This window comes from Bacillus benzoevorans, from assembly GCF_014207535.1.
In the GTDB taxonomy this organism is placed as follows: domain Bacteria; phylum Bacillota; class Bacilli; order Bacillales; family Cytobacillaceae; genus Bacillus_BD; species Bacillus_BD benzoevorans.
This window is the reverse complement of the sequence record NZ_JACHGK010000035.1, coordinates 1-14,288: the sequence shown is the minus strand read 5'-3', so window position 1 is coordinate 14,288 and position 14,288 is coordinate 1. Positions and strand designations below refer to the sequence as shown.

The window sequence follows — 14,288 nt, the reverse complement described above, 5'->3', positions numbered from 1 at the left end:
ATCAAAATATTGTTAGAGGCCGTGTCGAAAAATATTTTTTTGACACCCCACCAACGGCTTAAACCGTTGATAAATCAGCATTTATAGAGGGAGGTATGACATTTGGCAAAAGAAAGTAAGCCCATTTGGAAGCGTTGGTGGTTTTGGGTACTAATCATCATTATTGTCATTGCTTTCGCTTCATGTGGCGGTGAAGACGAAGATTCCACTACAGACCAAAAGGCAGGAGAACTGAGTGATAACACCACAAAAGATGAGGAGACAAAAGAAGAAGTATTAAGCATTGGTCAGCCAGTTACATTGAAAAAATTCGAATATGTAGTAAAAGGCGCAAATGAGACAAATGAAATTAAAAGTGATAACGAATTTATAGAAAGTAAAACGACAACAGGGAAATTCATTGTTGTGGATTACACTATAAAGAATCTCGATTCAGAGGCTCGAATGGTGGATTCGGAACTATTTAGGATTAAATCAGGGGATAACGAATTTAAACCAATGCAAGATGCTGATATTATGATGTTACTTGGGGATGCTAATTTGTTCCTAGAAGAAGTTAATCCTCAAATGTCTAGAGAAGGAAAAATTGTCTTTGAAGTACCTGCCGATTTAGCTACTTATGATTTACAACTTTCATCAGGCTTAGGATGGTCCGGTGGAGAGTACAAGACAGTTAAATTGAAGTAGGAATTATTATAAAAGCCGACAGTGCGGAAAATGTTGTGTAAATAAGTTGACATCAATCCTCCTTGGCAAGAATTAGGATAATGAATTTTTGCTAAGGAGGATTTTTCGACATGAAATTACCAAAGGAATTAATCAAAGAAATTGTAAAGGAACAAAAATTCACAAGTACCAATCAAATTATGGAGACGATAAAAGAAATGTTTTCTGATATTTTGGAAGAAGTACTCCAATGTGAAATTGATGAGCAGCTAGGTTATGAGAAACACCAGCGCCAAGCGATGAACCTAGCAATTACCGAAATGGCTCAACAAAACGGAAATTAAAAACGCAATTTGGTGAAGTTGAAGTAAACGTTCCTCGAGACAGAAATGGCTCGTAAGAGCCTCAAATCTTGGACAAATACCAAAGAAATGTGGACGGTCTAGAAGAAAAAATTCTGTCTCTTTACGCTCACGGGATGTCTACAAGGGATATCCAGGAACAAGTTAAAGATCTCTATAATATTGAGATTTCTTCTGAGCTAGTTAGTAAGATTAGTGCAAAGATTATGCCACAAGTAAATGAGTGGCAAAGCCGTCCACTTGAAGCCTATTATCCTTTTATGTTGGGAATTAACAATGAAGGATATAAAGAAATATTAGGCATTTGGGTTGGTGGAAATGAAAGTAGTAAGTTTTGGTTAGGTGTGTTGAACGATTTGAAAACGAGAGGGGTAAAAACGGTTAACCTTTTCTGTGTAGATGGGCTTACAGGATTTAGAGAGGCCATTCAAGCCGTATACCCTTTTGCCGGTATTCAACGTTGTATCATTCACCAAATCCGTTCAAGTACTAAATATGTTTCTTATAAACATATAAAAGAATTTGTCGCTGATTTAAAACTAATCTACACTTCAATCAACGAAGAAATGGTCATGGAAAGACTCATAGAATTTAAAGAAAAATGGGGCAAAGACTATCCATCTGTGGTTAAATCATGGGAAGAAAATTGGGATATTTTATCTACCTTCTTTGTATATCCGCCGGAAATTAGGAGAATAATTTATACTACGAATATCATTGAAGGATTGCATCGTCAATTTAGAAAGGTGACAAAAACAAAGTCTATTTTTCCTAATGATGATAGTTTGAGAAAAATGCTTTACTTGGCAACTCAAAATATTACGAAAAAATGGACCATGCGTTACAGCAATTGGGACATGATCTTGAGCCAGCTTGAGATTTTGAATCAAACATCATAATTGGGGACGCCACCCAAACCCCTGAAGTTTATCGCTTTTGTTTTCCCTAAAACGGACAAAAAAAACGGACAGAACTATTCCGTCCGTTTTAGGGTAAAAACCATAAAACCGCTCGGGTTGCACTTCTTGTATTACCCTATCCTGTTTTATGGTAAAAGCCATTATTATTTTTAACGGTTAATCTATTTTCTATACCTATTACTTCTTGCCTTGCGAAGATTGTCAAATTTTACTTACACAAAATTTTCCGCAGACCCATAATTTGTAGTTAAAAATTAAGAAGATATAGCCTATTCATTACGCTTTATGATTTTTTTCCCTGGGCATGGGATTACTGATACATTTGTGTTGTTTTCTGTATGTATCTTCTTCAGAATGTTTTCTTCTTAGTAGAACAGCCATGAAATCAATTTCTCGTACCAACAACATCTCCTCATCTCTCTAGGTAAATCATTTTCTTTCCATGATGTTAAATATGGCAGTAACAGTGAAAGTTCCTTTATCTTTTCCACCATATTTAACAAAAACCTTTCTACACCAATGATAACTTAAGCTTATTTGAAAAGATGGGAATTTACAAATATCAGTTCAATCTAATAATGGGCTGACTTATAGATTAATAAAAGTGCCTGTCTTCTATTGCCGAAGTCACTTTTTCCATCCCTAAACACGTTATCTTTTTCTAGAACACCTTATACATATAGTAAACACGTTCTTCATAGATCTATTCACGTTTTAAAAAGCTAATGGAATTCTTTCTGTATTTGGGAAATGAAAGCATTAGTTAAATTAAACGGAGTACAAGGATTGGTTGTATCGAGGTGATATTAGATGTCTTTATTATTAGGGGATGAAAAGTAGTATAAAAAGCTGGCTTGGAGATGGGTGCAAATTATTATTATCTATGAAAGAAATTGCAAGAAAGGGAAATTAAACAAACATCTTAATAAAAAATTAACAAAAAGCCACTCTTACACTCCCTTCTTTCTGTGCAGCCGCTAAACAGTTTTGAACAAAATTCAAAATTTGCTTTCGATCCCATTGATCCATCAGGAATTCACCACTTTTAAATAATTGATATGCTTTTTCAATCTGTTGTATTGAGAAGCTAGTAATGTGACCTGAGCCGCTGACACCTGCGTAGTATTTTTCTGCATCAAGTAAGCTGTACAGTATAATAGCATTATAATTACTCATACCAAAACGCGCATAAGCTATTTCTTTTCCTGATTTATTGTATCCTATGATATCGTGACCCATTCGTTTTCCTCCTTGTAATATTCATTTATTAACGAAAAAATGATAGACCTTTCCCTAGCTTGCTTAAAGACGCAGCGTATTTTACATATAACCACCCCTTTCAAGTTTGTTTTTTATTAAAAAAATTGAAAGATTTTTAAAGAAGGAAAGTAAAGGTAAAAAACGGAGATGACTAAAAAGTTTTTCTGAAATCGCTGTCATTATATGGAAGATATTTTTTCCTAAAGAATTTAATTATGTGGAGTATGTTAACATGGATAAAAGATTCTAGAGGGAAAATGAGGATACTAATATAATAATTTCATAATCTACGAAACTTGTCAATATCGATATTCGAGAAGTACATGCAATGATGTTCTTGAATCTCCCCATCCATAAATTGTACCGACTTCCCATCCCAATTCGGTGCAAAACGAACCATATATAAATATAAAAGACCCTTTTCCGATTAATACCTCTAAATAAGGAAAAATCCAAGGATTTGAATAATATAAACGGAAAAACTACCTTTATTTTCGAGGGGAATATAAGCATTTCCTAATTTAAACGGAATTTTTCCGTTTATTTCAATCACAGGGTAATCAGATGGTAATTTACATTTATTTTAGCTATTCAATTAGCAGATAGAGAATATTTATTCGCAAATTGTTATTTACTATGTGATTTAGATTGCTATTTTATTAAAAACATTGATTTAGCAATAAAAAATAGAGTGAGAAAATCACTTGCGATTTCTCACTCTATTTTTTATTGCGATTTACTGTTTTGTACCTTTAAAGAGAACCCGTTACTCCCCCTGTTAACGCCTCATTGATTACTACCATTGAAATGTACCAGAAGTGACATACTTTTTACCACCGATTGACAATTTATTTACCAATGAATGACATGCAATTTACCAGATTGAATATTTCATTTTGAACCTCCCCAGAAAAAATGAATACTTATGTTAATGCTAGTGTGGTATTTGTGAAAGATTGTACTTAAACTATCGCAGGTTAGTGCAATAACACATTTAGTATCAATTTAGTGCAAATAGTTTTATAATTTAAAATAGTATATTTATTATATTGAATTATAGAGGAGTGATTTATTTGAAGGCACAAGTTATTCGTTCTTTTGGTGACGCATCTGTCTTTCAATTAGAAGAGATTCCTGTTCCTGAAGTGAAATCCATACATGTTTTAATTCAGGTAAAGGCTACAAGTTTAAATCCCCTTGATACAAAAATACGCAGTGGAGTTTTTGCTAAATTTGCTCCTGAATTTCCAGCTGTTTTACATGGCGATGTAGCTGGTATTATCACAGAAGTCGGAGAAGGAGTTACTGATTTTAAAGTTGGTGATGAGGTATACGGTTTTGCAGGTGGTGTTAAAGGTACGAGTGGTGCTTTAGCAGAATACATGGCAGCAGATGCTAGATTACTTGCTCATAAGCCGAAAAACCTATCATTTGCTGAAGCAGCAGCCCTTCCAGTTGTCGCAATCACTGCTTGGGAAGCTCTAGTGAAACGTGCCAATATTGGAGCTGGAGACGAGATTCTAATTCATGGTGGTGCAGGCGGAGTAGGGCATGTTGCTATTCAGTTGGCAAAATGGTTAGGTGCAAAGGTATATACAACCGTCTCTTCACCAGAAAAAGCTCAAATTGCGGAAGAGTTTGGAGCCGATGTTGTCATCAATTATAAAGAAATGTCCGTACAAGACTATGTGAATATGTATACAGATGGTAAAGGGTTTAAATATATTTTCGATACCATCGACCGTAAAAACCTTGAGAATTCGATTGAGGCTGCTTCTTTATATGGAACAATTGTGGCGATTGCTGTAAGTCAAGACTATAACCTTAGTTCATTTCTTTTAAAATCATTGAATTTCCATGTTGTATTCACAGAGATTCCTATTCTTCATGAAGAATTTCGTCATATAAACGGAGATGTATTGAAGAATATTACACCTGTTATTGAGGAAGGAAAACTTCGACCATTACTTGCTCAAAGACAATTTACCTTTGACGAAATAGCCCAAGCACATGAATATTATGAGGCTAATAAAGCAATTGGTAAAATTGTTTTAGTAAACAACTGGTGAAATTAGAAGTTACATTAAGAATATGTAACAAAGGCGGTCTTTCCTTAGAATTTTAATTATTGTGTAGTTAGAAGAGATTGTGAATGTTTCTACTTAAACGGGTGCGTTAGTACAATAAGAAATAAGAGTAATTTTAGGATTGAGACCATAGTGTAGTTATTCCATTAAATGGCGCTTTTATTAAGTAATTCAAGCATAATTTCTCACTTAGAACACTGAGAAATTATGCTTTTTATTTAAATTTTCATACAGATTAATCCGCATTTTACCTGACGATGCCATACCTTTCAAAATTGTGTTTTAGAGAAGTCTTTTATTGTTGGGAGTTGGCACAGCATGGAAAATTCCTTGGCATAGACTGGTACAAATGATGGCAGAGGTGGTAAATAGTGATGCCAGTAATCACCTTTTTAATACAGGAATAAGCACAAAAAATAGCCATTCATCCCCCACCTACTCATTTCATTCCTTGAGGAAGGGGACTTCTGGCTAAATTAGTTAAACTTTTAATAAAATACTTTATCAACGTTATATTTCGACTTGAGTTCATTAATGATATAGGTTTCATAAATTTCTCGTTCCATTGGATCTTCTACTAAACAAATATCGATTCTATATACTTCGTTTCTGTGCATTTTTATAGGTGAGACAGTATCTTCAAAATGTTTTTTAATTCTTTGACGTAGTTTCCGTGCTTTTCCAACAAAAAGCAGCTCATCATTTTTATTAAAAAACAGGAAAATGCCGCCCTTATCTCTTGGTATTAGATGGAAATCAATAAACCCATAAATATCCTTGATTACTGGTTCATTTTCTTTTGGAATTTGTTTACGTTCTGTAATAGTAATATCAGGAGTAGGTATGCTAATTTTTATCATGTTTAATCACGTTCCCTTTTTGTATTGAGATTTATGCTATCATAGATAGGAAAGAAATTCGATATGTTCCACTCTTTAACGAGTATGTTTTCTACTTCTTGTTGACGTGCTTGAATTGCTTTTTGGCCGACTATTATTCGGTTTTTTACTTGAAGAAGGCGCTGTAGCATTCCTTCCTTCTCTTCTACGACCTTCTGAGCGTTTTTTTTCTTTTATTTGCTCGCTGTTTACTCTCTGATAATCCTCACGATCAGGAATGCTGACTCCTTTAATCACTTGTATTTCCAATCTTTGATGAATCCCTTTTTCAATCATTCGCAGAAACTCTAGATCCTTCGGAGCCACGAAAGTAAAGGCAACCCCATCGCCGCCTGCACGGCCAGTTCGTCCAATCCGGTGAACATAGCTTTCAACATCCGTTGGAATATCATAGTTGAAGACATGTGTCACTCCTTCTACATCAAGTCCCCTTGCAGCAACGTCTGTTGCAACTAAAAACTGAGATTTCGCATCACGAAAACGTTTCATCGCTTTTTCACGTTTAGACTGAGATAAATCACCGTGCAACTCGTCAGATTCATACCCGTTGGCAATCAATGCATCGTGAAGCTTGCTGACTCGAATTTTTGTACGACAGAATATAATCGCTAAAAAAGGACGATGTTCCTGGATTAAATGCAATAAAGTTGCTTGTTTTCTCCGATCAGTTGTTTCAATTACAACTTGTTTAACCTCTTCAACCGTTACCTTTTTTGCTTTCACCTCAATGAATTCTGGCTCTACCATATATTTTTCTGCTAGAGATTTAATTTCTTCTGGGATTGTCGCAGAGAATAGCATTGTTTGTCTTGAAGAAAATGTTTCATAAATGATGTCATCTACCTCTGGAAGAAAACCCATATGTAACATTTGGTCAGCTTCATCTAACACAAGCATCTTAACCGTTGAAAGATCAATGGATTCACGGCGAATATGATCTAATAATCGACCAGGAGTTGCAACGACAATATGCCTGGCACCTTTTAACTTTTTTAATTGCTGCTCAACATCTTTACCACCGTAGACGGCTAACACATGAATGCCTTCTACGTTCTCAATCATTCTCTTAATTTCTTTTGAAATTTGCTGAGCCAATTCTCTTGTTGGAGTTAAAATAAGTGCTTGAACATCCGAATTGTGCACATCAATCTTTTCAAGAATGGGTAGAACAAAAGCCAACGTCTTTCCTGTTCCCGTTTGTGCTTTTGCAATAATATCCTTCCCCTCAAGTACTGATGGGATTGTCTGTTCTTGGATTGAAGTAGGGGCTACGATTCCTAAGGACTTTAATGTATGGTTAATCTCTTTTCGAATACCAAGTTGTAAAAAGTCAAGCAAGGCTAATCACGTCTCTTTTCTTATATTAATGCATTTTTGTACAAAGGCTTATTTAATATAGCATATTGGTTAGTATTTGCAGAGTAATTCTTATTAATAATGTTGTATTTTCAGGGATACGCTTTTTTTGCTCTCATAATTTCTTAGGTAAAAAACATTTATATAAGGCTTGTAAAAAAGAAAAGAACTCTGCAAGCTCTTTTTTTCCCCGAAATACCCTAGTGATTCTGATAATTGCCGGGCTGTTATTAATAGATCTTTTACAACTGTTGAATCCTTTGAGATATTTATGGTACAAAATTGAATCGAACAAACTTTCAGCTTGTTATAGATTTTCAATTGTTTACTCCAGATTCACTATTCCATTATCGTCTCTTACTCTATATTCGTCTAAAAAATCTGCCATTTCATAGCGATCTATCCACATGTTTAGGGTGGGACAAAACCTGCCCCCTCGTCCCACCATCCGCCTTCCGCAACATAAAGAAATGCATTCCAGAGGGACTGGGATGGTTTATACTATGCGGAAAAACCCAACAAACTTAAATGCCCGTTGGGTTATCAGGAGGTTGATTATAGACCTAATGTAAATAATATAACGGCTAGAACTGTGCCAATAGCCGGTACTACAACGGTTAATGCACCAAACATTGGATAAGCATCCATATGTGTTTCTCCAGCAATGGATCGAATCGTTGTAACAACATAGCCGCCTGATGGCAGAGAATCAAGTGATCCGGAAGAAATGGCTACAACTCGGTGTAATGCTTCCGGATCTACGCCTAAATCTAAATAATGCGGTGCGAGTAACGGCAGTGCGATGGCCTGTCCGCCAGAGGATGAACCCGTCAACCCTGCGATAATGGCTACTGCGAGCGCTCCGCCCACTAACGGGCTGCCTGGAATATTTGTCATAGCAGTAACGGCTTGTTCGAATGCAGGGGTTGCTTTTACAACTCCGCCAAAGCCTACTACTGCTGAAGTATTAGCAATGGCAATAATCGCCCCAGTTGTCCCTTCCGTAAATGCCTTCCCAATATTCAAAAAATATTTGCGATTAATGAGATATGTCGCGATAATACCGCTCGTTAATGCAATAATCAGCGCCGACTGTTTTAATAAATCATGGAAAATAAATGAAATTAGTAATACGACCGCTAAAGGAATGAAGCTTAAAATTGGATTTGGCAGATCCCTGCGCTGTTCAAAATGGTCTGTCTCTCTTTCAATAAAGCTTTCTCCTTTACGAACAGCCTTATTGATTGCCCTTGTTAACCACCAGTAACCAAAAATCATCATAAATACAGCAACAATTAAGCTGACCTGCCAGCCTGCGTATGCATTGGTCCCTAGATATTCGATTGGAATCCAGTTTTGGATTTCAGGAGATCCGGCTGAAGTCATTGTAAATGTGGTAGAACCAAAAGCAAGTGCCGCTGGGATAAAGCGTCTTGGCAAATTTGCTTCCTTAAATAAACTGACAGCCATTGGATAGACAGAGAAAGCCACGACAAACAAACTTACACCGCCGTATGTTAATACCGCACAAGCTATCACTATCGCTAAGGCAGCACGTTTCATGCCAATTTTGCAAACAATCCACTTGGAAATACTGTCCGCTGCACCGCTGTCTTCCATCACCTTTCCGAAAATCGCACCTGTTAAGAACATCAGGTACCACGAGGCGATGAAACCCGAAAACCCTGTCATATAGTTCGAAAAGAAATTCACTGCCCCTTCCTCAGCAAGCTGAGGAAACAGCGGTAAACCACTTAAAATTGCAACAAATAGAGCAGCAAGTGGTGCGGCGATAAGTAAGTTCATCCCTCTCATTGCAAGGTAGATTAGCAATGCTAATCCACCAAACAAACCAATAAATCCTAAAATCATGTTAATCCCCCTCCCTAGAAAACATCAGCAATTACTTTTTATTGCCGTATCTGCGTACGCGTAATAAAGCTTGCTCAGCATGACCGGCAAAGTTTTCAAGCATACATAGACGAGCCGCATATTCCCCAATATACGCGGTTGCCTCAGGAGAAACTTTTTGGTAAGTAACCGTTTTAATGAATTTACCTACCCAAAGACCGCCAGTATAGCGGGCAGCACCTTTTGTCGGCAGTGTATGGTTTGTACCGATTACTTTATCACCGTAAGCAACATTTGTTTCCGGTCCTAAGAATAGGCAGCCGTAATTCGTCATATTTTCTAAAAAGTAATCAGGATTTTCCGTTAATACTTCAACATGTTCGAATGCTAGTTTATCAGCCTCATTGACAGCTTCTTCAATACTGTCAACCAATATAATTTGACCGTAATCGCGCCAAGAAACACTTGCTACATCAGCTGTCGGTAGTATTTCCAGCTGTCTATCAATCTCCTTTAGTGTTTCATAAGCAATCTTTTCAGATGTTGTAATTAGCGCACATGGTGATGTTGGACCGTGCTCTCCTTGACCTAAAAGATCAGTGGCAATCATTTCCCCGTCGGCTGTTTCATCCGCAATCACCAATGTTTCGGTTGGACCGGCAAATAAATCAATGCCTACACGGCCGTATAATTGCCGTTTTGCTTCCGCAACGAACGCATTGCCAGGTCCTACAATCATATCAACAGGCAGAATGGTCTCCGTTCCGATTGCCATTGCTGCCATCGCCTGAATACCGCCCAACAAATAAATTTCATCAGCCCCTGCTAAATGCATAGCCGCAATTGTAGCGTTTGGCACTTCTCCCTTAATCGGCGGTGTGCAAGCAATGACACGTTTCACACCGGCAATCTTCGCCGTTAATACACTCATATGGGCTGAAGCAACCATTGGATAACGACCGCCAGGAATATAACAGCCAACACTATTCACAGGAATATTTTTATGACCTAAAATAACACCGGGAATGTTCTCAACTTCAACATCATGAAGAGAGGCTAATTGTGCTTCGGCAAAGATCCGAATATTATTCTGTGCAAATTTAATATCCTCAATGACCTCTTCCGGAACCTTAGCAACGATTTCCTTGATTTGCTCCTCAGATAAGCGGAATGATTCTGGAGACCACTTATCGAACCTCTCTGAAAACTCACGTACCGCTTCATCCCCGCGTGTTTCTACTTCTTTAAGAGCGTCAGCAACAATTTTTGCTACTTCAAAGTCGTTTTTTGAAACCTCTTCTTTTGTTTTTCCAGCTTTAATTACTTTTACCACTCAAAACTCCCCCCTTAAATAATTTGCATACGTATGCAGAAACTATTAAATGAAAACGCATTCAAAATTCCGCAGCATACTCGTTGTTTTGAAAGCGCATTCAAAATTAGAAATGCATGCATTAAATTTTTGAATACGTATGCAAAAAAACTATAATTAAATAATATTTCAAAAATATAAAAAAGTCAATGTATTATGTTGTACTCCTTTCTATTAATTTTCCTTCTATTTCTACATTTTCTGCTCTCCCTGTATATTCCTCAATTTCAGCCATCATATATTCCACCGTTCTATCGACCATTTCGGAAATAGGCTGCTCCCAAGTTGTTAAATGATAGACTGGCCATTTAGCCATATCGATATTATCGAATCCCACAACCTTTGTTACGGAAGGAACCTCAATGGAATACTCGTGAAGTGCGTCTAACACGCCAAATGCCATAATATCGTTCGCAACGAAGAAAGCCGAAGGAATACAACCTTCATTAATGATTTGCTTAGCCGTATGATATCCTCCTATATAAGAGTAATCCGAATCATATCTTCTATATGTCAACTGATTCTTTTTGAGCACTTCAGAAAAGCCTTTTTCGCGTTCTATGCTTGTTGATGTATTACGTTGTCCGGAAATATACACCATGTCTTTGCAGCCCTTTTGTATTAAAAACTCCGCAATTTGCCGGCTAGCTTCCAAATTGTTTGTGCAGACAGAAAACAGATCTGGTTGCTCGACCTTCCGGTTAAATAGAATGAGCGGGATTTTATTTTTTTTAAAATCGGCTGTTACTTTTAAAGAAAGGGTCGCATTAGTAATAATAACCCCAGCAACATGATAGTTTAATAGCGTTTCAACATCTTCCTTTTGGAGCTCATCATGATTTGTTTGGACAAATAAAATACTATAGCCTAATCTTTTAAAAGCTTCCGCAAACTCCTTTAATACCTGGGGATAGAATGGGTTCTTCACACCTTTCATCACCAGACCAATAATTCTTGTTTTATTGGTAATGAGGCTTCGGGCAAATTCGTTAGGAGTATAGCCTAGCTCCTCTGCAGCAGCCAATACCTTCTTTCGGGTTTTCTCAGAAACAGAAGCCCCACCGAAAAACACCCTTGAAACAGAAGATTGTGATACACCGGCAAGCTTGGCAACATCCTTTGCATTAATTTCGTTTCTCATAATCAATTCCTCTCCCTCTCAAATCTATATTATTCTAAATTATACATTACAATCGAACTTGTCAATTAGCACCATCAGCATGTTTTAAGCAGAATAAGGAACTGGTTCCACAATTTCTACCAATTTTGCGGTTTTGGTCTGGAAAAGGGGCATTTTGTGGTTGAAAAATGCATACAATAGTGTTTTTCGACTACAAAACGCGTTTTTTGAAATTCGCCTCTAGCTCTTTTTCCCGCTATGTTAGATGCATGAGGTTTCTAACTAATGAAAAAGGGCTGGTGCAGCAGGATTGAATATTAAATCAGGTGCAATGGAACAGTATGAGCAATATTCGCAATTTCATTCATTAGAAGTGTTCAATCATCATTTTGAAATGTGGATGGTGGCACATAAGAAGGATTTCTCAAAGGGAGAATTAATTTTGCACACAAAAAAGGATGCCCTTTTAAGCAGCATCGCTCCAATTTCAAATAATTTCAACCTGAAATTTAATAAACTTTTTGGAATACTTCTGTTGCAAAAACTTCATATCCTCTTTCAGTTAAGTGAATACCATCATCGCTTATTAAATTATTTAAGTCTCCTGCACACTGAATCGCATTTCGGACGTCAATCAACTTTACATCCAACTCTTCAGCTACTTTTTTTATGGCTCTATTGTATTTGCTATGCCAATACTCAATGCCCCCTGCCTTGCAAATCCAGTTACTTACTTGTGAATTAAAGTTTCTTGTTATTCTTTGATAATAGCGAACCGGGTCTAAAGGAGGAAGAGTAGAGAGGATAGGTGTAATTCCCTCTTTTCTTACTTTTTCTACTATAGATACAAGGTTATTTATATATCTTTCCAGAGGAACCGTTGCCTCGTGATTTTCATTAGGTTTTTGAGAAACCTCTGTCCAAGGAAAATCACAATCATTCCCCCCTATTTCAATAATTACATATTCAGGTTTTTCTCTAATTACATCAAGTTCCAACCTTTCAATGAGTAGATTGGAATTATCATTAAATACCCCTTTATTAATTACTTGAATATCTTCATCCCCTTTATTTGTTTTATTAAATAAATCTTGTAAAACATTGGGATAATTGTTTTTCAGAATCCTTAACCGTCCATTTACGAAAGAAACGCCTCTAGTCAAACTATCTCCGAAACATAAAATTTTCATAGCCACCATCCAATCAATTATACAAGGGATTTTTCTAAATCTTGAAAGTAGATTATTGCATTCAATTGTTAGACCGCCAATCCACATGACATAGTATTAATAACTATATGTAATTATATAACAAACTATGATACGTGGCAATTGTTGAAATTCCGCTTAATTCTTGTTAAGATGAATTCATATTTAATACAGAAATTGAGGTTTTTATATGGTGGATGTCGAAGAATTACTTGAAAGGTTGAAGATTGCAAATCGGATTGAACTAGATGATATTCCTGAGATTGACTTATATATGGACCAGGTTATTCAGCTATTTGATAACAAATTAGCGACCGGTGATTTAAATGAAAAAGTCCTTACAAAAACGATGATTAACAACTATGCTAAATCTGGTCTGCTTCTCCCTATCAAAAACAAAAAATATACAAAGGAGCATATTATTCTCCTTTGCTTGATTTATCAGCTTAAGGGTAGTTTAAAAATTAATGAGATTAAGCAGTTGCTTGAGGAACTTAACAATAAAATTCTTAATGAGGATTTTAACCTGAAAAACTTTTATAGTTACTACCTTGAAGTAATGAACTTAAATTCAGTGCATTTTAGCAGTAATTTGCACATTCATTTTGATGAAACAAAAGAGCTAATTTCAAATATAAACAATAAAGACTCCAACTATTTGGACAAAGTTCTGCTCATATCTTCCCTTGTACAAATGAGCAATCTATATCGAAGTGCAGCTGAGAAATTAGTAAGTGATATTGCTTCAGAAAGGGACTAGGGGAAAGAGACAGGAGGGACAGGTCTGTCCCCTAGTCCCAATATTAAATAAGTGACTATTGATTAGAAATAATACACGTTTGCTTATTTATCTAATTTAAATGTGATATCCCCCACTCCCATTTCCGTATTAACCGTCAAAATCACGTCAGCATCTTCATACGCCTCATTTACATAAACACCTTCACCTTGAGGAATAAAGCCCACTACATTGGAAGTTCCAATCCCATATTAGAAGTATTAATGCTATTCTTATTTTTCTGTTCAATAATAACCTCCCCTTTATTGCCTTTTCGATTATAAATAACTTCTGGTTCTAATTTCTTGTTATTATTGAATATTTCACTCAGAAAGCATCACCAAGTTGCTCATTTGAGCATCATTGATTCGCGGTTAGAGCATCATCAATATTCTGTTAAAATATCACT

The 14,288-nt window shown here is 36.3% G+C and carries 10 protein-coding genes and 1 pseudogene; 4 read left to right on the top strand and 7 right to left on the bottom strand.

Features of this window, described 5'->3' with window-relative positions:
• The first annotated feature begins 102 nt into the window (after positions 1-102).
• Both HNR53_RS22545 and HNR53_RS22540 read left to right on the top strand, forming a co-directional pair.
• Positions 103-687, top strand: a complete 585-nt coding sequence (locus HNR53_RS22545; RefSeq protein ID WP_184530338.1) for a DUF4352 domain-containing protein — start codon at positions 103-105, stop codon at positions 685-687.
• A gap of 110 nt (positions 688-797) precedes the next feature.
• A pseudogene (locus tag HNR53_RS22540) lies at positions 798-1,927 on the top strand (IS256 family transposase).
• Between the two features lie 954 nt (positions 1,928-2,881).
• Here HNR53_RS22540 and HNR53_RS22535 read toward each other — a convergent pair.
• Positions 2,882-3,187 carry a hypothetical protein gene (locus HNR53_RS22535; RefSeq protein ID WP_184530336.1) on the bottom strand — a complete coding sequence of 102 codons (306 nt, stop codon included), beginning with the start codon at positions 3,185-3,187 and terminating at the stop codon, positions 2,882-2,884.
• 1,094 nt (positions 3,188-4,281) lie between these two features.
• Between HNR53_RS22535 and HNR53_RS22530 the strand changes: the two genes are divergently transcribed.
• Positions 4,282-5,277, top strand: a complete 996-nt coding sequence (locus HNR53_RS22530) for a zinc-dependent alcohol dehydrogenase family protein (protein WP_184530334.1) — start codon at positions 4,282-4,284, stop codon at positions 5,275-5,277.
• Between the two features lie 506 nt (positions 5,278-5,783).
• Here the strand turns inward: HNR53_RS22530 and HNR53_RS22525 are convergent.
• The 6 genes from HNR53_RS22525 to HNR53_RS22500 form a co-directional block, all read right to left on the bottom strand.
• A complete protein-coding gene (locus tag HNR53_RS22525; protein WP_184530332.1) occupies positions 5,784-6,155 on the bottom strand; it encodes a nucleotide excision repair endonuclease in 372 nt (123 codons plus the stop codon).
• 75 nt (positions 6,156-6,230) lie between these two features.
• Complete coding sequence (locus tag HNR53_RS22520; protein WP_184530330.1) at positions 6,231-7,532, bottom strand: DEAD/DEAH box helicase; 1,302 nt, start codon at positions 7,530-7,532, stop codon at positions 6,231-6,233.
• A gap of 573 nt (positions 7,533-8,105) precedes the next feature.
• Positions 8,106-9,419: an SLC13 family permease gene (locus HNR53_RS22515; RefSeq protein ID WP_184530341.1), complete on the bottom strand. Its 1,314-nt coding sequence runs from the start codon at positions 9,417-9,419 to the stop codon at positions 8,106-8,108.
• 34 nt (positions 9,420-9,453) lie between these two features.
• A complete protein-coding gene (hisD, locus tag HNR53_RS22510) occupies positions 9,454-10,734 on the bottom strand; it encodes a histidinol dehydrogenase (protein ID WP_184530328.1) in 1,281 nt (426 codons plus the stop codon).
• 193 nt (positions 10,735-10,927) lie between these two features.
• Positions 10,928-11,914, bottom strand: coding sequence for a LacI family DNA-binding transcriptional regulator (locus tag HNR53_RS22505; protein WP_184530325.1), 987 nt, complete (start codon positions 11,912-11,914; stop codon positions 10,928-10,930).
• Between the two features lie 488 nt (positions 11,915-12,402).
• The gene (locus HNR53_RS22500) at positions 12,403-13,083 is read right to left on the bottom strand and encodes an SGNH/GDSL hydrolase family protein (RefSeq protein ID WP_184530323.1); all 681 of its coding nucleotides are present in this window, start codon (positions 13,081-13,083) and stop codon (positions 12,403-12,405) included.
• A 208-nt stretch (positions 13,084-13,291) separates the two neighbouring features.
• Between HNR53_RS22500 and HNR53_RS22495 the strand changes: the two genes are divergently transcribed.
• Complete coding sequence (locus HNR53_RS22495) at positions 13,292-13,861, top strand: DUF1836 domain-containing protein (RefSeq protein WP_184530321.1); 570 nt, start codon at positions 13,292-13,294, stop codon at positions 13,859-13,861.
• Positions 13,862-14,288 lie beyond the last annotated feature (427 nt).